Origin of the sequence: Microbacterium sp. SS28, assembly GCF_022761035.1 — a bacterium.
Classification (GTDB): domain Bacteria; phylum Actinomycetota; class Actinomycetes; order Actinomycetales; family Microbacteriaceae; genus Microbacterium.
The window spans coordinates 408,615-428,825 of the sequence record NZ_JAKWJP010000002.1; the positions used below are offsets into that span (position 1 = coordinate 408,615).

The following is a 20,211-nucleotide window of genomic DNA, read 5'->3' on the forward strand; positions in this document are numbered from 1 at the left end:
GTCAGACGCCCGCGAGGGCCTCCGTGCGCCGGCGCGTGCGGATCGCACGGTTGACGCCCGAGACGATCGCCTTGAGCGACGCCGTCGAGATGTCTCCGTCGATTCCGACGCCCCACAGGCGCTCGCCGTCGACCTGCAGCTCGACGTACGACGCGGCCTGCGCGTCGCCTCCCGCACTGAGGGCGTGCTCGACGTAGTCGTAGAGGGTCACGTCGAAGCCGTGCGCGCGGACGACCTCGAGGAACGCCGCGACGGGCCCGTTGCCGTGACCGGATGCCTGCACCCGGTCCTCGCCGTCGCGCAGCGTGATCTCGAGCAGCACGTCACCCGACAGGTCGCTCTGCGTGCGCGTCGAGAGCAGCTCGAAGCGGCCCCAGCGCGCGTCGTCGATCGCGGTGGGCAGGTACTCGTCCTGGAAGATCGCCCAGATCTGCTCGCTCGTGACCTCGCCGCCCTCGGCGTCGGTCTTGGTCTGCACGACGCCCGAGAACTCGATCTGGAGCTTGCGCGGGAGGTCCAGCGCGTGGTCGGTCTTGAGCAGGTAGGCGACGCCGCCCTTGCCGGACTGCGAGTTGACGCGGATGACCGCCTCGTACGAGCGACCCAGGTCCTTCGGGTCGATCGGCAGGTACGGCACGGCCCACTCGATCTCGTCGACCGAGACGCCCTCGGCCGCGGCGCGCGCCTCCATGGCCTCGAAGCCCTTCTTGATGGCGTCCTGGTGGGAGCCGCTGAAGGCCGTGAAGACGAGGTCGCCGGCCCAGGGGCTGCGCTCGTGGACGGGCAGCTGGTTGCAGTACTCGGCCGTGCGCTTGACCTGGTCGATGTCGCTGAAGTCGATCTGCGGGTCGATCCCCTGCGTCAGCAGGTTGATGCCCAGCGCGACGAGGTCGACGTTGCCGGTGCGCTCGCCGTTGCCGAAGAGGCAGCCTTCGATGCGGTCGGCGCCGGCCATGTAGCCGAGCTCGGCGGCGGCGACGGCCGTGCCGCGGTCGTTGTGCGGGTGCAGTGAGAGGATGACGTTCTCGCGGTGCGCGAGACGGCGGCTCATCCACTCGATCGAGTCGGCGTAGACGTTGGGCGTCGCCATCTCGACCGTCGCGGGCAGGTTGATGATGACCTTGCGCTCGGGCGTCGGCTCGAAGATCTCGATGACCTGGTTGCAGATGTCGACGGCGAACTCGAGCTCGGTGCCCGTGTAGCTCTCGGGCGAGTACTCGTAGAAGACCTTGGTCTCGGGGATGCGCTTCTCGAACTCGCGGCACAGGCGCGCGCCCTCGAGGGCGATGTCGATGATGCCCTGGCGGTCGGTGCGGAACACGACGTCGCGCTGCAGGATGCTCGTCGAGTTGTAGAGGTGCACGATCGCCTGCTTGGCGCCGGCGATCGACTCGTACGTCCGCTCGATGAGGTGCTCACGCGCCTGCGTCAGCACCTGGATCGTGACGTCATCCGGGATCAGGTTCTCTTCGATGAGCTGGCGCACGAAGTCGAAGTCGGTCTGGCTCGCGCTCGGGAACCCGACCTCGATCTCCTTGTAGCCCATGCCGACCAGCAGGTCGAACATGATGCGCTTGCGCTCGGGGCTCATCGGATCGATGAGCGCCTGGTTGCCGTCGCGGAGGTCGACGGCGCACCAGCGCGGCGCCTTCGTGATGCGGTTCGCAGGCCACGTGCGGTCGGGCAGTTCGACGCCGAACTGCTCGTGGTACGGCCGATACTTGTGGATCGGCATCCCGGAGGTCTTCTGGGTGTTGTCCATGATGGAGTCGCTTCTCTCGTCTGAGGTGATGCGGGCCAACCACAAGCTCCGCGACGAGGAAGGCCCTAGAACGAGGACTCGCCGCGGCGGCTAAGGAGGAGAAGCAAGCCTGCGCGCATGGAGTCAGGGTACACCCGCGCGATGGGCGTCGCGAAATGACGAGACACGCGCGGCCGCGCGTGCCATGATGTGCCCAGGCTCGTCGTGCCGGGCCTGTGGCGCCCGTTCGGGGGAATGCGCGCCGCGTCGACGCAGACGCCGCCGGGGGGCAGCCATGGTGTACCGCCGTTCGTCCGATCGTTCCCGCCGCTTCCCGGTCGCCCTTGCCGTGGGCGCCGCAGCGGCCCTCCTGCTCTCCGGATGCGGAGCAGCAGGCGAAGAGCCCGAGAGCGGGCCTGATCCCGCCGGCTTCGACGACCTTCAGTCGGCGACCGTCTACATCAAGGGGCAGGGCACCTTCATCGACCCCGGCTCGCTCGATCCCGCCGAGGGCCGCTGGATCGGCTCGGGCTTCGTCGTGAGCGACGAAGGACGCGTCATCACGAACAACCACGTCGTGACGGGAGCCGGCACCCTCGACGTGCTGCTCGGGGGCGAGGACGAAGTGGGCGCCGAAGTGCTCGGCGCCTCGGAATGCCTCGACCTCGCCGTCTTGCAGCTCGACGAGGGCGAGTACCCGTTCCTCGCGTGGCACGACGGCGAGATCAAGACGGGCCTCGACGTCTACTCGGCGGGCTACCCGCTCGGCGCGGCGGAGGAGTTCACCCTGACGCGGGGCATCGTGTCCAAGGACGACTTCCCGCTCGACACGCAGTGGGCCTCACTCGAGCACGTCATCGAGCACGACGCGCGCATCCGCGGCGGCAACTCGGGCGGACCGCTCGTCGACGAGAACGGCGCCGTCGTCGGCGTCAACTATGCGGGAGACGACTCGCTCGACTACAACTTCGCGATCCACCGGGATGTCGCAGAAGAGAACATCGACGCCATCGCGTCGGGCGAGCGGGTGCTCTCGATCGGCATCAACGCGCAGGGCTGGTCGAACGAGGACGACTCGCTGTTCGGCATCTGGGTGCAGTCGGTCGAAGCCGGAGGGCCGGCGGATGCCGCGGGCATAGAGCCCGGAGACCTCATCTTCTCGCTCGCCGGCGTCACGGTCGGCGACGACGGAACGCTGGGCACGTACTGCGAGGTGCTCGACACGCAGGGCAGCGACGCGACGATCGACATCGAGGTCTACCGCCCCGGGACCGACGAGCTGCTCGAAGGCCAGATCAACGGCGATGAGCTCGCCGTGAAGCAGTCCGGCTACCTCGGAGGGTCGGTTCCCGACGACGGCGGCTTCCAGAGCGTGACGGATGACGCGGGCGTGCTGAGCGTCTCGGTGCCGGCCGATTGGGCCGAGGTGGACGGAGCCGGCTTCACCGACGGGTCGGGCACGTCGTGGTACGCGCTCTCGGCCGCCCCCGTGCTCGAGTCGTTCTGGGGGACCTTCACGGGCTCCGGCGTGCAGTTCATGGGATCGACCGAAGCGGGCCAGTCCGCGGCGGATCTGCTCACCTCCCTCTCGGGCACCTACGACTCGGAGTGCAGTCCGGTCGAGACGGCCGAGTCGTACGACGACGGCTATTACACCGGCGTCTACTCCGAGTGGGACTGCTCGGGAACCTCGGGAATCGTGCTGTCGGCGATCGACGCGGGCGGCAACAACGTCGTGCTGCTGCTTCAGCTCAACTCCGACTACGAGAAGACGGATGCGCTGACCGAGATCATCTCGACCTTCTACGCGGACTTCTGATCCGAGCCGGGTGAGACGAACGCGGGCGGCGAGACACCTGAAGGGTATGAACCGAGTTCGTCGCGCATTCGCCGCGGCCGCGGGAGCGGCATCCGTCCTCGTCCTCGCCGGGTGCGCGACTGCGTCCGGCACGGGCGGCGTGCCGTTGGGCGACGCCTACCCCGCCGCGCCGTCGGGCGAGGTCGTCGGGCAGGGCACCGTCATGGATGTCGGCGGCGAGGCCGAGCTGTGCCTCGGGCCGGTCGCGGAGTCGTATCCGCCGCAGTGCTCGGGCATCCCGCTCGAGGGCTGGTCGTGGGACGGCGTCGAGGGCAGCGAGACCTCGGACGACGTGCAGTGGGGCGCCTACGCCGTGCAGGGCACGTACGACGGTGAGGTGTTCGCCGTGACGGCTCCCCCGATCATGCTCGCGCTCTACGACCCGATGCCCTTCCCCGACCCCACGGGCGGCGAAGCAGGCGAGGGCGACGAGGCGACGCTCGTCGCTCTGCAGGACGAGCTGCCCGATCGGCTGGGCACGCAGTACCTGTCGTCGTCGATCGAGAACGGCTACCTGTGGATCGACGTCGTCTGGGACGACGGCACGCTTCAGGATGCCGCCGATGCCGAGTTCGGTGAGGACGCCGTCGTGGTCCGCTCGGCCCTGCGCGAGGTCTCGTAGCGCGTCTGGTGCACGGTGCTCACGCGGGTCTAGTGTGAGCGACGGGCGCCCTCTCCGGCGCCGACCGGGACGCATTGCGGGGCGACGATGAGTGCCAGCGAAGAGCGCGCGTTCGAGGCGGTCGTCCTCGCGAACTCCTTCACGCAGCCGAGAGGCCGCGCCTACGTCGTGGAGTTCTTCCCCGCGTCGGTCGTCGCGCTGTACGACGCCGTCGTGGCGCGGCCGGACTGGCAGAACGCGCAGACGCTGACCGAGCGCGCGCTCGCCGTGGCCGCCGCGCTGGATGAGGACTCCGAGCTCGACGCGCGGTACCGCGCCGACGTCGAGGCGGGACGGCTGGGCTTCGGCGCGGGCGAGGACGAGGAGATCGACCGGGCCATCGGCGAAGTGTCCGAGGCGCTCGGGGGACGCGTCCTGCACGCGGGCCCGCCCGAGGAGGCGATGGAGGCCGAGGCTCCGGCGGAGGCCGGTGTCGAGTCGCCGGCGGCGGAGATGCCCGACTACGCAGCGGAGGCCGAGCCGCCGATGGCGGAGATGCCGGAGGCACCCGCGGAGGCCGGGATGGTCGATGAGGCCGTCGAGGCGGGGCCGCCGGATGACGGACTCCTCGGCGGCGGGGCGACCGAGGAGTGGTCGCCGGAGACGCCGAGCATGGTGCCGCCTGCCGCGGACGAGTCGACGATGGAGCCGCCCCTCATCGCAGGGGGCGATGGTGCTCCGGGCGGCGCGACCGCGAACGGCGGAGGCGGCTCGGGGGGCGGGGGCTCAGGTGGCGAACCCGCGGCCGAGACAGTCCAGACCTGGCTCAACGCCGAGGTGCAGGGCGACGACGACGTGCTGAGCGTCGCGACGGAATACGTGCTCGCCGTGTTCTTCGGTGAGAAGAGCGAGGCGGCCGCCGGCGCAGCGCCGACCGCGATCGCGTTCGCCACCGGGCAGAGCGCCGTCGATGTCACTGTGCAGCTCGTGAGCACGGACTTCACGGTTCCGCCGTTCCCGCAGCAGCTGCGCGTCGGACGCGACGGCGCGTCCAAGGGCCGTGCGCTCTTCCCCGTGACACCGCTGCACGGCGGGGCGTCGACCCTGAGCATCCTCGTGGACGTGCAGGGCAACTTCCTGCAGCGACTCGAGCTCTCATTCGACGTCGGCTCGTCCGCCGGCGTCGAGACCAAGAGCTTCGGCAGGCCGGCGGGCGCCGCCGTCGCCATGGAGCCGCGCACCGCGTCGATGCAGTTCATGCCGGCGACAGGCGGATACGAGCTCTTCGTCAAAGGCGTCACTGATCAGCAAGTGTTCGTGCAGCTCACGCAGGACGAGCTCGCGGCCCGCATCGGCGACGTCCGCGAGGCCCTGCTGAAGACCGTCAAGGATCCGACGTTCGCGCTCGAACTCGACATCCCGCCCGACCTCGGGGCCGCGGCGCTCAAGGAGCTCGCCTTCGCGGGCTTCCGGCTCTACCAGGCGATCTTCGCGGGGCCGTTCGCCTCGGAGGAGCTCAAGCGCGTCGGCCGTTGGCTGCGCGAGAGTCTGGCAGACGACGTTGCGACGCTGCAGGTCGTCTCGCGCGGGTTCCCCGTGCCGTGGGCGCTCATGTACCTCACGGACCGCTTCTCGAACACGGCACTCGACTGGCACGACTTCATCGGCATGCGCCACGTGGTCGAGCAGATCCCGATGCGCGAGATCTCGGCGATGCCGCCCGTCACGACGATCGCATCGACGCCCGACTTGAGCGTGCGGGTGCTCTTCAACGACGGCATCGACGCGCAGATGCCCTCGCATCCCGTTGCGGCGCAGCGCGCGTACTGGAACGCGCGCGGTGTTGCTCTCGGCGTCGGCACCAAGGTCGACGACCTCGTGACGGGCGCCCTCGCGACGGGGGCGACCGACAAGGTGCTCTACCTCTACTGTCACGCCGTCGCCTCGGACAAGGACTCGGATGACTCGTACCTCGTCCTCTCGGGCGACGAGCGGATCTCGCTCGGCCAGCTGGCGGTGTACGCCCCCATCGAGGACCAGCTGCCGGCGCATCCGCTCATCGTCGTGAACGCGTGCGAGTCGGGCGATCTGTCGCCCAACTTCTACGACGGCTTCGTGCCGTACTTCCTCGCGAAGGGCGCGCGCGGAGTCGTGGGCACCGAGTGCAAGACGCCGGGCCGCTTCGCGAGCGAATGGGCCATCGCGTTCTTCGACCGGTTCTTCAGCGGCGAGCCGCTCGGCGCCGCCGTCCTCGGAATCCGCCGGGAGTTCCTCGAGAAGCACGGCAATCCGCTCGGGCTGCTCTACGGCGTGCACTGCGACACCGACACGCGCGTGGATCCCGCGCTCGCGGCATCCGTCAGTCCCTAGAAAGCGTTCACGAGAAACGGAGCGTTCATGTCTCTTCGGCGCATACCCGGTCGTTCGCAGTCGTATCACCTCATCAGCTACGACCGGAAGGGTCGCGAGCAGCGCGACGAGGACGGCGGAGTCGCGAGCGAAGCGGCGCTCGCCGCGATCGCCGCTCCGGGAGTGACCGACGTCTTCGTGCTGAGCCACGGGTGGCAAGGCGACCATGCCGACGCCATCTCGCAGTACGACCACTGGATCGGCGCGGCCGATCCCGATGCAGACGCCGACGGCGTCAGTCCCGTCGTCATCGGTCTGCACTGGCCGAGCAAGGCCTGGAGCGATCGGGAGCTGAAGGATGCTCCATCCGGCCTGCTCGGAGACGAGCCGACCGGCGACGGCGTCACGGTCGACGAGGCCGTCGAGGAGTTCGCGGCGCAGCTCGGAGACGACCCCGCGACGAGGGAGGCTCTGCGGGAGGTGCTCGCGTATGCGGCATCCGTCCCCGTCGACCAGGAGGCCTCCGACGCGGATGAGCTGCCTGCGGGGGTTGCCGAGGCCTACCGCACACTCGTCGCCCGGCTCGGCGCGTCGGCAGACGACGGGGGCCTGCTCGGCGGCGGCTGGGATCCCGATGCCGTGTTCGCCGAGTCGCTCACGACGGAGGCGGATGACGGATTGCTCGGCGACGGATGGTTCAGCCGGCTGCGGGAGGCCGTGCTCACTCCCCTGCGCCAGCTGACGTTCTGGAACAGCAAGAACCACGCACGCGAGTTCGGCGAGGGCGCTGCCGCGGATCTCGTCCGCAAGATCATTCGGACGGCGGACGTGCGCGTTCACCTCATGGGCCACAGCTTCGGCACGATCGTCGTCTCGAGTGCCGTGCGGGGCGCGAACGGAAGCCCGAAGCCTCCGGCGAGACCCGTCTCGTCGCTCTTCCTCGTGCAAGGGGCAGTATCGCTGTGGGCGTTCGCCGAGGAGGTGCCCGAGAAGTTCGGCGGCGGCCGTGGCTACCTCGCCGACGTCGTGCGACCGGAGTTCGTGTCGGGGCCGATCGTCGTCACACGCTCCAAGTGGGACTACGCCGTCGGCAAGTTCTATCCCCTCGCGGTGCGCCTCGCGGGCCAGTATCTGCTGGGCGACGACGAGGCGCCGAAGTACGGCGGCATCGGATCGTTCGGAGCACACGGCGTCGCGGGATCGGTCGAGCTTCCTGCGCTGGCTGCCGGCGCGCGGCAGGACCCCGGGCTCGAGGCCGGGACCCTGTACAACATCGACGCGAGCAAGGTCATCGCGAAGCTCGACGGCGCCTCGGGCGCGCACAGCGACATCGGGCACGCCGAGCTCTCGTGGCTCGCGTGGAACGCGGCGCGCGCGTCGGCTCGCTGACCCTCCCTATCGAGCCTCGAACGGAGCGAGACGAAGCGCGAATGTGGCAGAGAAACCAATCCTCACCAGGCTAAAACCAGGCTCCAATGTCGGAACCCCAGGGCAGAATGGGGGCTATGAAGCACTCGATCGCCGCCCTCCGCGACACGGTCGAGCAGCTTCGCGGGCTTGCCGCGGAGGCGGTCGGGGGTGGTGCGATGCGGGGCGCGTCCGACACCGACCTGGCGGACGCGACGGTGCTGATCGGGGAGCTCGGGGGACCTCATCGGCCGGCGGACATGAACAGATGACCGGGCTGCTGGGACTGTCCCGATGCAGATCCACGACGTCACCCGCGAACGCCTCACAGCCGACGCGTCTGCTGAAGTCTGAAGCCCCACGGGCGCGCCGCCTGGAAGACTGGCGAGCATGGAACCACTCCCCTCGGAGCTGCGCGTGATCGAAGAGGCGGAGGCGCTCGCACGAACGCTCGGCGACGATCCGAACCATACAGTCGCGGCCGTCGCGTTGGACGCGTGGGGGCGGCTGCACCACGCCGTCAACGTCTTCCACTTCACCGGCGGTCCGTGTGCAGAACTCGTCGCACTCGGCGCTGCGGCAACGGCCGGGGCCGGGCCGCTCGTTGCCATCGCCGCCGCCGGTGACCGCGGACGGGGGCTGATCCCGCCCTGCGGCCGATGTCGACAGGTGATGCTCGACCATCACCCGGACTTTCTTGTGGCGGTTCCCACGGAGGACGGCCCGCGCATGCGACCGATCACGAAGCTCCTGCCGGATGCCTACGTCTTTCCGGATGCCGATGCAGTTCGCCTTTTCCGGCTGAACAAGCGGTACCGCCACTCGGTCGAGAACGGAACCAAGACGTCATCGGTGCGGTGGGACGAGTCGTGGTCGACGGGCCGCGTCGTCATCTACTTCGAGGACGACGGCGGCGCTCCTCTGCCTGCGGAGATCACGGGCGTCCATCGATATCGACTCGATGAGCTCACCCCGGATCGGCTGCGAATCCGCGCGGACACGTCCGTCGACGAATACATCGCGGGCCTGCGCCGGCACTATCCCGCGATGCCGGAGGCCGCCTGGGTGGATGTCGTCGACTTCTCGATCGACTGACCTGCCGGGGCGAAACGCGCCGACGTGCGGTCGGATCGCAAGGTGCTTCAGCGGCACCCTCGACCGCGGGTCAGAACCCGAGGCGGCCGAGCTGCTTCGGGTCGCGCTGCCATTCCTTCGCGACGCGGACGTGGAGCTTGAGGAACACCTTCGTGCCGACGAGCGGCTCGATCTGCGCGCGGGCGCGGGTGCCGACATCCCGAAGCCTCGAACCCTTGTGGCCGATGATGATGGCCTTCTGGCTGTCGCGCTCGACGACGATGTTCGCGTGGATGTCGGTCATGGAGCCGGTCTCGCGCTCGGCGATGTCTTCGATCGTGACGGCGATCGAGTGCGGGAGCTCGTCGCGCACGCCGTCGAGGGCGGCCTCACGGATGATCTCGGCGATGCGGTCCTCGGTCGACTCGTCGGTGACGACGCCGTCCGGGTACAGCTGAGGCCCCTTCGGCATGAGGGCGAGCAGCTCGTCCGTGAGCACGTCGAGCTGCTCGCGCGTGAGCGCCGAGAGCGGGATGACGGCGGCCCAGTCCTCGCGCAGGCTGTCGACCTCGAGCAGGCGCTCGGTGATCTGCTCGCGGGACGCGGCATCCGTCTTCGTGACGATCGCGACCTTCTTCGCGCGACCGTAGCCCGACAGCGACTCGGCGATGCGGCGGTCTCCCGGTCCGACCTTCTCGGTCGCAGGCACGCAGAAGCCGATGACGTCGACGTCGCCGAGCACCTGCTCGACGAGATGGTTCAGTCGCTCTCCGAGCAGCGTCCGGGGCTTGTGCAGACCCGGCGTGTCGACGATCACGAGCTGCCCTGCGGGGCGGTTCAGGATGCCGCGGATCGCGCGACGCGTCGTCTGCGGCTTGTCGCTCGTGATGGCCACCTTTTCGCCGACGAGGGCGTTGGTGAGGGTCGACTTGCCGACGTTCGGCCGCCCGACGAATGTCACGAAGCCCGATCGCCCCTGAGCGACCTCCGCCGCCTCGGGGGCGGAACTCGATTCCTCAGCCATTTCGCTCCTTCTTCGACTTGGTCTTCTGCCCCGCGGCCGGCGTCTCGCCGGTCACCGGCACGATCACGATGGGCTCGGTCCGCGGGCGGGCATGGCGCACTTCGCCCGTGCGCGGGCGCGAGCCGAAGGCGTCCTCGGCCGCTTCGAGCGACTCGGCGCGCTCGACGAAGATCGTCGCGAGCCCGCGCCCGCGGCCGCGCGAGGCGCCTCCGGTCATGACGAGACCACCGAACTCCGCCATGGCACCCGGCTGCGGAATGCGCCCGAGCGCCTTGCCCAGCAGACCGCCGATCGAGTCGACGTCCTCATCGTCCAGTTCGAGTCCGAAGAGGTCGCCGACCTCATCGAGGCCGAGGCGCGCGCTGACCTTGTAGCGGCCGGGCTCGAGCTCGACGGCGTCCTCGACGCGGGGGTCGTACTCGTCGGCGATCTCGCCCACGAGCTCCTCGATGAGGTCCTCGAGAGTGACGAGCCCCGCGACCCCGCCGTACTCGTCCACGACGAGGCACACGTGCACGGCGTCGCGCTTCATCTGCTGCAGGAGCGACTCGGCCTTCATCGACTCGGGGACGAAGACGGCCCGTCGGGCGATGCGCGAGACCGGCGCGTCGCGCCATCCCCTCTCGTCGCGGAAGCCGAACTGCACGAGATCCTTGAGGTACAGCATCCCGACGACGTCATCCGCGTCGTCGTCGACGATCGGCACGCGCGAGACGCCCTTGTCGAGGAACACTCCCATCGCCTCGCGGGTCGAGGCAGCGGCATCCACCGTCACCATGTCGATGCGCGGAACCATGACCTCGCGCACGATCGTGTCGGTGAACTCGAAGACGGAGTGGATGAGGTCGCGGTCGTCCGCCTCGATGAGGTCCTGCGACGCGGCTTCGTCGACCATGTCGAGCAGCTGCTCCTCGGACGCGAACGACGCGCCGCGCGCGACGCCCGGGGTCACGCGGTTGCCGAGCGCGACGAGCCCGTGCGCGAGGGGGCCCAGGATGATCCGCACACCGCGGACGACGGGCGCGGCAGCGACGAGGAGCCGCTTGGCGTGCTGGCGGCCCCACGTGCGCGGGCTCGCCCCGACGAGGACGAACGAGATGCCCGTCATGATGACGGCGGACGCGAGCATCGCCCACCAGATGCTGTCGAACAGGAGCATGAGCGAGACGGTGACGAGCACGGCGGCCGTCGTCTCGGCCAGGATGCGCATGAACACGACGGCGTTCGAGTGCACTTCGGGATCGTCGGCGATGCGGCGCAGCGAGTCGGCGCTGCGCCCGCCCATCGCGAGTTCGGCGAGTCCCTGTCTCGACGTCACGCCGAGGGCTGCGTCGAGGGCGGCCATGAGACCGCCGAACGCGACGAGCAGCACCGCCGCGAGCAGCAGGAGGAACGGCGTCATGCGCGGCTTCGTCGACGTTCGGAATGCTGGAACCCGACGATCAGCTCCTTCTGCAGTCCGAACATCTCGCGCTCCTCCTCGGGCTCTGCGTGGTCGAAGCCCAGCAGGTGCAGGAGCCCGTGCGTCGTCAGGAGGATGAGCTCGTCCATCGTCGAGTGCTTGGCCGCGACGGCCTGCGTCTCGGCGACCTGCGGGCACAGCACGATGTCACCGAGGAGGCCCGCGGGCGTCGGCATGTCATCGGTGCCGGGGCGCAGCTCGTCCATCGGGAAGCTCAGGACGTCGGTGGGGCCGGGCTCGTCCATCCACTGCACGTGCAGGGCCTCCATGGCCCCCTCGTCGACGAGCACGATCGCGACGTCGGCGTCGGCGCTCACGTGGAGCTCGGCGAGGTTGTACTCGGTGAGGCGCAGCAGCACCGTCTCGTCGATCGGGATGGCGGACTCGTTGTTGATCTCGATCGTCATGAGCGGCCTCGCTTGGGAAGGTGGTCACGGGGTCCCGACGAGCGCGGGGCCGCCGAGCGGCGCTCGGCCCGGTTGGCGAACTCGGAAGCCTCGTCGCGCTCCCGGCGGGCGGCGAGGCGACGCTCGTCGTACTCGGTGTACGCGTCGACGATGCGGCCCACGAGCGAGTGGCGCACGACGTCGTCGCTCGTGAGGTACGAGAAGTGGATGTCGTCGATCCTGTCCAGCACCCGGGTCACGAGCCGCAGCCCCGACGCGCCCTGCGGCAGGTCGATCTGCGTGATGTCGCCCGTCACGACCATGCGCGTACCGAAGCCGAGTCGCGTGAGGAACATCTTCATCTGCTCGGGCGTCGTGTTCTGGGCCTCGTCGAGCACGACGAAGGAGTCGTTGAGCGTGCGCCCGCGCATGTAGGCGAGCGGCGCGACCTCGATCGTGCCCGAGGCCATCAGCTTGGGCACGAGCTCGGGGTCCAGCATCTCGTTGAGCGCGTCGTACAGCGGACGCAGGTAGGGGTCGATCTTGTCGTTCAGCGTGCCCGGCAGGAATCCGAGCCGCTCCCCCGCCTCGACCGCCGGTCGCGTCAGGATGATGCGGCTGACCTCTTTGCGCTGCAGCGCCTGCACGGCCTTGGCCATCGCGAGGTACGTCTTTCCGGTGCCCGCGGGACCGATCCCGAAGACGATCGTGTGCTCCTCGATCGCGTCGACGTACGCCTTCTGGCCGAGGGTCTTGGGACGGATCACCTTGCCCCGCGACGACAGGATCGCCTCGCCGAGCACTTCGGACGGGCGCGGGCCGCCTTCGGCCTGCAGGATGCGGTTGGACGACGCGACATCGACGGGCGCGAGGTCGTGCCCCGCCTTCGTCATGGCGAGCAGCTCGTCGACGAGCGACCGCGCGGCGGCGACGGCAGCCGCCTCGCCGGTCAGCGTGATCTCGTTGCCGCGGACGTGGACATCGACGCCGGGATGCTCCTTCTCGACGACGCGCAGGAGCCTGTCCTGCGGTCCCAGGAGCTGCACCATCGCGACGCCGTCGGCGTAGACGCGGTCGACCGTGGGCGTATCGTCAGGCACCGAGAGTCTTCTCCTCGAGTCCGCCGGCGAGGACGTGGGCGTGTACATGGAACACGGTCTGGCCGGCGTGAGGGCCCGTGTTGAAGATGAGACGGAAGTCGCCGTCGGCGTGCTCGGCCGCGAGCGTGTTGGCGAGGCCGATGAGCTCGCCGAGCAGGTCGGGGTCGCCCGCCGCGAGCTCGACGACGTTGCGGTATTCCTCGGTCTTGGGGATGACGAGGAGGTGCACGGGCGCCTGTGGATGGATGTCGCGGATCGCGAAGGCGTTCTCGGTCTCCGCGATGATCTCGGACGGGATCTCACCCGCGTAGATACGCGTGAAGATCGAGGTTTCGCTCATTCCGCCAGTCTACCGGCGGGGCCTCACCAGCGGCCGAGGCCCGCGCTCGCGACCGCGATCGCCGCGGGTCCCGCCGTCGAGGTGCGCAGTACCGTCTCGCCGAGGCGCACGCGCGTCGCACCGGCCTGCGCGAAGCGCTCGAGCTCGTCGGGCGCGATGCCGCCCTCGGGACCGACGATCAGCACGAGATCGCGGTCGTCCGATACCTCGAAGTCGAGCCCTGTCAGACGGTCGTCCGCGGTCGGCTCGAGGACGAGCAGACGCGCCTCGCCGGCGCGGCGGATCAGGTCGGCGGTCGAGACGAGCGCAGACACCGTCGGCAGCCACGCGCGGTGGGCCTGCTTTCCGGCCTCGCGCGCGATCGTCTCCCAGCGCGCCCGGCCCTTCTCGGCCTTCGCGTCCCAGCGCGAGACGCTGCGGGACGCCTGCCACGGCACGATCTCGTCGACGCCGAGCTCGGTCGCCGCCTGCACGGCGAGCTCGTCGCGGTCGCCCTTCGCGAGCGCCTGCACGAGCACGAGCCGGGGAGAGGCGGGCGGGATGTCGGTGCGCCGCGTGATGCGCACGACGACCTCCTTCGGCTGCACGTGCTCCACGATCCCGTCGAGCCACACGCCCTGGCCGTCGCCGACGGTCACCTCCTCGTCGATGCGCACGCGCCGGACGACGGCGGCGTGGTGCGCCTCCGCCCCCCGCAGCACGAGACGGTCGCCGGCGCGCGCGTCGGCCGGGGTCGACACGAGCGCCGCGGCGGCCTGCTCGTGGAGCGAGCCGTCAGGACGCGACACGGTCGCGGAGTCGACGACGGCGCCCGCGGCCCCATCGAGCAGGAAGTGCAGCGGCATCCGTCAGCCCCGGAATCGGTCGCGCAGCTTCGCGAACAGACCCTGGTGGAACTCGGAGAGGCGGGGCGCGGGGGCCTTCGTCCTGCGCGCGAACTCCTCGATGAGCTGCCGCTCCTTGTGGTCGAGGCGCGTCGGCGTCACGACGTGCACGCCGACGCGGAGGTCTCCGCGCTGCGTGCCCCGCAGCGGCGTGATGCCGCGGCCCTTGATCGTGAGGACGTCGCCGGCCTGCACCCCCGCGCGCACCTCGAGGTCGACGGGGCCGTCGAGCGACTCGATCGTCGTGGTCGTGCCGAGGATCGCGTCGGGCATCGAGACCTCGAGCGTCGCGAGCAGGTCGTCGCCGTCGCGGCTGAAGACCTCGTGAGGCTGCACGGAGACCTCGATGTAGAGATCGCCGTTGGGGCCGCCGGCGGGACCGACCTCGCCCGAGCCGGGGAGCTGCAGGCGCAGGCCCGTCTCGACGCCGGCGGGGATGTCGATCGCGACGGTCCGGCGGGCGCGCACACGACCCTGGCCCTGGCACGTCGCGCAGGGGTACGGGATGGTCGTGCCGTATCCCTGGCAGACGTTGCACGGCTGGCTCGTGACGACGTTGCCGAGCAGGCTGCGCACTTGGCGCTGCACGTGCCCCGACCCGTGGCAGATCTCGCACGTGACGGGCGAGGTGCCGGGCTGGCAGCACGAGCCCGTGCACGTCTCGCAGAGCACCGCCGTGTCGACCTCGAGGTCGCGGTGGGCGCCGAAGACGACGTCTTTGAGCTCGAGCGTCACGCGCACGAGCGCATCCTGGCCGCGCTCGCGACGCGACCGGGGTCGGCCGGCTCGTCCGCCGCCGCCCGCCGCGCCGAAGAATGTCTCGAAGATGTCGCCGAACCCGCTGAAGTTGCCGCCGCCGCCGCCGAAGGGCGAGTCGCTGCCGCCCATGTCGTAGCGGGCCCGCTGCTCGGTGTCGCTCAGCACGTCGTAGGCGTGCGTCACGAGCTTGAACCGCTCGGACGCCTCCTCGCCGGGGTTGACGTCCGGGTGCAGCTCGCGCGCGAGCCGTCGGTACGCCTTCTTGATCTCGTCGAGCGTCGCGTCCCTCGACACACCGAGGACCTCGTAATGGTCAGCCACAATCGCCTTCCCTCCCGCGCCGTGCGCGGGACGTGTCTTTCACGCCGTCAGCGGGCGTTCTCGTCGTCGTCGAGCATCCGGCTGAGGTAGCGGGCGACCGCCCGCACCGCCGCGAGATTGCTCGGGTAGTCCATGCGCGTCGGGCCGAGCAGCCCCACGCGGGCGCGCGATCCCGTCGCGTCGTAGTCGCTCGCGACAACGGATGCCTCGGCCAGGCCGAACGCCTCGTTCTCGCGGCCGATGCTCGTCGCGAGGCCGTGCTCGTCGGCGACCATCTCGCTCATCAGGCGCAGGAGGGTCACCTGCTCCTCGATGGCCTCCAGGAGCGGGTAGATGCTCCCCCGGAAGTCGGATTCGCGCCGCGCGAGGTTCGCGGCGCCCGCCATGACGAGGCGGTCCTGCCGGAACTCCTCCAGCTCCTCCGCGACGATGCGCACGATCGCGACAGTCGCGGCGGCGATGCCGGGCGCGTCCGGGGCGGCTGCGAGGTACTCGTCGATGCGCTGCGCGCCCTCGCGCACGGCGCGTCCGACGATGAGGTCGGCCACGACCCGGCGCGCGTGCGTCATCGACGCCTCGTCGAGCTCGATGCGCGCCGACACGAGCCGCTGCGACACGCGCCCCGTGTCGGTCACGAGGATCACGATGAGCCGCCCGCCTTCGAGCGGGACGAGCTCGACATGCGAGACGCTCGCGCGCGCGAAAGACGGATACTGCACGATCGCGACTTGGCCCGTGAGCTGCGTGAGCCCGCGCACCGTGCGCACGAGCAGGTCGTCGAGGTCGTCGGGTCCGTCGAGGAAGGACGTGATCGCGTGGCGCTGGGCAGGAGTGAGGGGCCTCAGCTCGGCGAGATGGTCGACGAAGACGCGGTAGCCCTTGTCGGTCGGCACGCGTCCCGACGACGTGTGCGGAGCCGCGATGAGCTCTTCGTCTTCGAGGAGCGCCATGTCGTTGCGGATCGTCGCGGCCGAGACCCCGAACGAGTGGCGCTCGACGATCGACTTGCTGCCGACCGGCTCGTGCGTGTCGACGTAGTCCTGCACGATGGCCCGCAGCACTTGAAGTCCTCGATCGGTGACCATTACGCCCTCCTCACGCCCGCTCCGCCTAGGTTGGCACTCCCCTGACTTGAGTGCCAATTCTATCGGATCGCGGTGGCGTGCTCCCGGAGGCGCGTCAGTCGGTGAGGGCGCGGACGACGGCGTCGGCGAGCAGACGGCCGCGTCGCGTCAGGACGATGCGGCCGTGCAGGGCCGCAGGACCCTCGACGAGACCATCGGCGATGAGGGCGGCGACGGCGTGGCGCCCCTCCCCCAGGAGCTCCGAGACGGGCAGGCCCTCACGTATGCGCGTGCGCAGCAGGATGCCCTCGAGGGCGCGGGCCGCGGCATCCGGTCGCTCCCGTCCTGCCGCAGGCGACTCGCCCGCTGCGAGGCGCTGGGCGTACGCGGCGGGGTGCTTGACGTTCCAGAACCGCACGCCCGCGATGTGGCTGTGGGCACCAGGACCGAAGCCCCACCAGTCGTGGCCCTGCCAGTAGGCGAGGTTGTGCCGCGAGCGGTGGTCGCCGGGGCGCGCCCAGTTCGACACTTCGTACCAGTCGTAGCCGGATGCCGCGAGCAGGTCGTCCGCGAGCTCGTACATATCGGCCTGCAGGTCGTCGTCGGGCGCGACGACCTCGCCGCGGCGGATCTGCCGCGCGAGCTTCGTGCCGTCCTCGATGATGAGCGCGTAGGCCGAGACGTGGTCGGGTCCGAGGCCGACGGCCGTCTCGACCGAGCGGCGCCAGTCGTCGAGGGACTCCCCCGGCGCGCCGTAGATGAGGTCGAGGCTCACGTCGAGTCCCGCTCCGCGCGCCGCCGCGACGGCGCTCGCGACGTTCGCGGGGTCGTGCGTGCGGTCGAGCGCCGCGAGGACGTGCGGGACGGCGGACTGCATGCCGATCGACAGGCGCGTGACACCGGATGCCGCGAGCTCGCGGGCCGTGGCATCCGTCACCGTGTCGGGGTTCGCCTCGACAGTGACCTCGGCGCCGTCGGCGATGCCGAACGTCGTGCGCACGCCGTCGAGCATGCGCGCGAGGTCGCCGGGCGGGAGGAGCGTCGGGGTGCCCCCGCCGAAGAAGACGGTCGTCGCGGGGCGCACCGGGCCTGCGTCGGCGAGGACGCCGCGCGCGAGGTCGATCTCGCGCAGCAGCGTGTCGGCGTACTGGTCCTGCCGGGCGCCGCGCAGCTCGTCCGACGTATAGGTGTTGAAGTCGCAGTATCCGCAGCGGACGCGGCAGAACGGCACGTGCAGGTACACGCCGAACGGCGTTGCGGGATCGGCCACGGCATCCGGCGGAAGCGCTCCGTCCGCCGGCGCCGGCTCGCCGAGCGGAAGCGCGGCACCCATCAGGCGGGGGTCGTGTAGAGGGGCGAGATCGCCCGGAGGTAGCCCGTGAACAGCTCGCGACGGCGACGGCGCGTGAGCGTCGGAAGCATCCGGTAGAGCAGCGAGACGGGGCGGTCGAAGGCGCGCACGGTGAACCACACCTCGTCGTTCTCGTGCCACTCGAGCATGAACGACTCCTCGCCGCTCACGACCGAGCCGTCCACAGTGCCGAGGGCGAAGCCGACGCGGCGGGGCTCTTCGATCGCGAAGATGACGCGCAGCTCGCCGTCGACGTTGTACATCTTGACGCGGCCCTCGACCGTGATCGTCGTGCCGGCCGCGACGTACGGCGTGCCGTCGGAGTCGAAGCGCTGCTCGGTCTCGCTGCGGCTCGGCGCGACGGGATTGCCCTCGGCGTCGAAGCTCACACCCGAGTACATGGGCCCGGCCGCCGGACGCACGTCCTTGAGCTCGAGGCCGGCACCGCGCTGCGCGCCCCACGAGAGGAGCGCCTCGCTCGCCGTCTCGAAGCGCGCGTCTCCGCTGCCGACGCGCCATGACTCCTCGGCCGGGATGCTGCGCTCCGGCGGATACTGCATGAGGTCCGGAGCCTGCGTCGCCCCGACGGCGGCGTAGTCGACGGTCTCGTCCTTGAACGTCCCGCGGCGCATGGGTTCCAGCCTACTTCTGCTTGCCCTCGACATCCCCTGAGAGCGCGGCGATGAACGCCTCCTGGGGGACCTCGACGCGACCGACCATCTTCATGCGCTTCTTGCCCTCCTTCTGCTTCTCGAGAAGCTTGCGCTTGCGCGTGATGTCGCCGCCGTAGCACTTGGCCAGGACGTCCTTGCGCATCGCGCGGATCGACTCGCGCGCGATGATGCGCGCGCCGATCGCAGCCTGGATGGGGACTTCGAACTGCTGGCGGGGAATGAGCTTGCGCAGGCGCTCGGTCATCATCGTGCCGTAGGCGTAGGCCTTCTCGCGGTGCACGATCGAGCTGAACGCGTCGACCTTGTCGCCCTGCAGGAGGATGTCGACCTTGACGAGGTCGGACTCCTGCTGTCCGCTCGGCTCGTAGTCGAGGCTCGCGTAGCCCTGCGTACGGCTCTTGAGCTGGTCGAAGAAGTCGAACACGATCTCGCCGAGCGGCATGTTGTAGCGGAGCTCGACGCGCTCCTCGCTGAAGTACTCCATGCCGAGCAGCGTGCCGCGGCGGCCCTGGCAGAGCTCCATGACGGTGCCGACGTAGTCCTTCGGCAGCAGGATCGCGGCCTTGACCATGGGCTCGGTGACCGAGGCCACCTTGCCGTCCGGGTACTCGCTCGGGTTGGTCACCGTGATGTGCTTGCCGGCATCCGTCATCACTTCGTAGATGACGCTCGGCGCCGTCGTGATGAGGTCGAGGTCGAACTCGCGCGCGAGGCGCTCCGTGATGATCTCGAGGTGCAGGAGGCCGAGGAACCCGCAGCGGAATCCGAAGCCGAGCGCGACCGAGGTCTCGGGCTCGTACTGCAGCGAGGCGTCCGAGAGCTTGAGCTTGTCGAGCGCGTCGCGCAGGTCGGGGTAATCGCTGCCGTCGATCGGGTAGATGCCCGAGAAGACCATCGGCTTGGGGTCGGTGTAGCCCGGCAGCGGCTCGGACGCAGGCTTGCGGAGGTTCGTGATCGTGTCGCCGACCTTCGACTGGCGCACGTCCTTCACGCCCGTGATGAGGTAGCCGACCTCGCCGACGCCGAGACCCTTGGACGGGGTCGGCTCGGGGCTCGACACGCCGATCTCGAGCAGCTCGTGGGCCGCCTTCGTCGACATCATCTGGATGCGCTCGCGCGGCTCGAGCTTGCCGTCGATCATGCGGACGTACGTCACGACGCCGCGGTAGGCGTCGTACACGGAGTCGAAGATGACGGCGCGCGCCGGGGCGTCCGCATCGCCCTTCGGGGCGGGGATGTCGCGCACGAGGCGGTCGAGGAGCTCTTCGACGCCCTGGCCCGTCTTGCCGCTGACGCGGAGCACGTCGTCGGGGTCGCCGCCGATGAGGTTCGCGAGCTCGAGCGCGAACTTCTCGGGGTCGGCGGCGGGCAGATCGATCTTGTTGAGCACCGGGATGATCTGCAGATCGTTCTCGAGCGCGAGGTAGAGGTTCGCGAGAGTCTGGGCCTCGATGCCCTGGGCCGCGTCGACGAGGAGGATCGCGCCCTCGCACGCGGCGAGACTGCGCGACACCTCGTACGTGAAGTCGACGTGGCCGGGCGTGTCGATCATGTTGAGCGCGAAGGTCTGGCCGCCGGACGCCCACGGCATCCGGACGGCCTGGCTCTTGATCGTGATGCCGCGCTCGCGCTCGATGTCCATGCGGTCGAGGTACTGCGCGCGCATGTCACGGTCGGAGACGACGCCCGTGATCTGGAGCATGCGGTCGGCGAGGGTCGACTTGCCGTGGTCGATGTGGGCGATGATGCAGAAATTGCGGATCGCCTCGGGAGCCGTGAGGGACGGCTCGAGGGACTTCAGGGCACGCGGGGACAT

Annotated in this window: 18 protein-coding genes; 6 read left to right on the plus strand and 12 right to left on the minus strand. The window is 69.9% G+C overall.

What is annotated here, in order from left to right:
- Nucleotide 1: 1 nt before the first annotated feature.
- On the minus strand, nt 2-1,762 hold the full coding sequence (leuA, locus tag MJ607_RS07260; protein ID WP_243074898.1) for a 2-isopropylmalate synthase: 1,761 nt from the start codon (nt 1,760-1,762) through the stop codon (nt 2-4).
- 274 nt (nt 1,763-2,036) lie between these two features.
- Between leuA and MJ607_RS07265 the strand changes: the two genes are divergently transcribed.
- From MJ607_RS07265 to MJ607_RS07290, 6 genes are all read left to right on the plus strand, one after another.
- Nucleotides 2,037-3,560 carry a S1C family serine protease gene (locus MJ607_RS07265; protein ID WP_243074899.1) on the plus strand — a complete coding sequence of 508 codons (1,524 nt, stop codon included), beginning with the start codon at nt 2,037-2,039 and terminating at the stop codon, nt 3,558-3,560.
- A 46-nt stretch (nt 3,561-3,606) separates the two neighbouring features.
- Nucleotides 3,607-4,221, plus strand: coding sequence for a hypothetical protein (locus MJ607_RS07270; RefSeq protein WP_243074900.1), 615 nt, complete (start codon nt 3,607-3,609; stop codon nt 4,219-4,221).
- Between the two features lie 87 nt (nt 4,222-4,308).
- Nucleotides 4,309-6,570 (plus strand): CHAT domain-containing protein, encoded by a 2,262-nt coding sequence (locus MJ607_RS07275; RefSeq protein ID WP_243074901.1) that lies wholly within the window; start codon nt 4,309-4,311, stop codon nt 6,568-6,570.
- Nucleotides 6,571-6,597: 27 nt separating this feature from the next.
- Nucleotides 6,598-7,938 carry a hypothetical protein gene (locus MJ607_RS07280; RefSeq protein ID WP_243074902.1) on the plus strand — a complete coding sequence of 447 codons (1,341 nt, stop codon included), beginning with the start codon at nt 6,598-6,600 and terminating at the stop codon, nt 7,936-7,938.
- A 116-nt stretch (nt 7,939-8,054) separates the two neighbouring features.
- Nucleotides 8,055-8,228, plus strand: a complete 174-nt coding sequence (locus MJ607_RS07285) for a hypothetical protein (RefSeq protein WP_243074903.1) — start codon at nt 8,055-8,057, stop codon at nt 8,226-8,228.
- 118 nt (nt 8,229-8,346) lie between these two features.
- A complete protein-coding gene (locus tag MJ607_RS07290; protein ID WP_243074904.1) occupies nt 8,347-9,051 on the plus strand; it encodes an ASCH domain-containing protein in 705 nt (234 codons plus the stop codon).
- 70 nt (nt 9,052-9,121) lie between these two features.
- Here MJ607_RS07290 and era read toward each other — a convergent pair whose 3' ends face one another.
- The 11 genes from era to lepA all read right to left on the minus strand — a co-directional run bounded on the left by era (nt 9,122) and on the right by lepA (nt 20,211).
- Nucleotides 9,122-10,054: a GTPase Era gene (gene era / locus MJ607_RS07295; protein WP_243074905.1), complete on the minus strand. Its 933-nt coding sequence runs from the start codon at nt 10,052-10,054 to the stop codon at nt 9,122-9,124.
- Nucleotides 10,047-11,456, minus strand: coding sequence for a hemolysin family protein (locus MJ607_RS07300; protein WP_243074906.1), 1,410 nt, complete (start codon nt 11,454-11,456; stop codon nt 10,047-10,049). Before MJ607_RS07300 ends, era begins: the two co-directional genes overlap by 8 nt.
- On the minus strand, nt 11,453-11,923 hold the full coding sequence (gene ybeY / locus MJ607_RS07305) for an rRNA maturation RNase YbeY (RefSeq protein WP_243074907.1): 471 nt from the start codon (nt 11,921-11,923) through the stop codon (nt 11,453-11,455). The genes MJ607_RS07300 and ybeY overlap by 4 nt, the downstream gene beginning before the upstream one ends.
- Nucleotides 11,920-12,951, minus strand: coding sequence for a PhoH family protein (locus tag MJ607_RS07310; RefSeq protein ID WP_243075277.1), 1,032 nt, complete (start codon nt 12,949-12,951; stop codon nt 11,920-11,922). Before MJ607_RS07310 ends, ybeY begins: the two co-directional genes overlap by 4 nt.
- A gap of 43 nt (nt 12,952-12,994) precedes the next feature.
- Nucleotides 12,995-13,342 (minus strand): HIT domain-containing protein, encoded by a 348-nt coding sequence (locus MJ607_RS07315; protein ID WP_243074908.1) that lies wholly within the window; start codon nt 13,340-13,342, stop codon nt 12,995-12,997.
- Between the two features lie 23 nt (nt 13,343-13,365).
- Nucleotides 13,366-14,187, minus strand: coding sequence for a 16S rRNA (uracil(1498)-N(3))-methyltransferase (locus tag MJ607_RS07320; RefSeq protein ID WP_243074909.1), 822 nt, complete (start codon nt 14,185-14,187; stop codon nt 13,366-13,368).
- 3 nt (nt 14,188-14,190) lie between these two features.
- Entirely contained in the window at nt 14,191-15,306 is a 1,116-nt protein-coding gene (dnaJ, locus tag MJ607_RS07325) for a molecular chaperone DnaJ (protein WP_243074910.1), read from the minus strand.
- Nucleotides 15,307-15,353: 47 nt separating this feature from the next.
- On the minus strand, nt 15,354-16,391 hold the full coding sequence (gene hrcA / locus MJ607_RS07330; protein WP_243074911.1) for a heat-inducible transcriptional repressor HrcA: 1,038 nt from the start codon (nt 16,389-16,391) through the stop codon (nt 15,354-15,356).
- A gap of 94 nt (nt 16,392-16,485) precedes the next feature.
- Nucleotides 16,486-17,703: a radical SAM family heme chaperone HemW gene (gene hemW, locus MJ607_RS07335; RefSeq protein ID WP_243074912.1), complete on the minus strand. Its 1,218-nt coding sequence runs from the start codon at nt 17,701-17,703 to the stop codon at nt 16,486-16,488.
- Complete coding sequence (locus tag MJ607_RS07340) at nt 17,703-18,353, minus strand: DUF1990 family protein (RefSeq protein ID WP_243074913.1); 651 nt, start codon at nt 18,351-18,353, stop codon at nt 17,703-17,705. Before MJ607_RS07340 ends, hemW begins: the two co-directional genes overlap by 1 nt.
- Before the next feature lie 10 nt (nt 18,354-18,363).
- Nucleotides 18,364-20,211: a translation elongation factor 4 gene (lepA, locus tag MJ607_RS07345; RefSeq protein ID WP_243074914.1), complete on the minus strand. Its 1,848-nt coding sequence runs from the start codon at nt 20,209-20,211 to the stop codon at nt 18,364-18,366.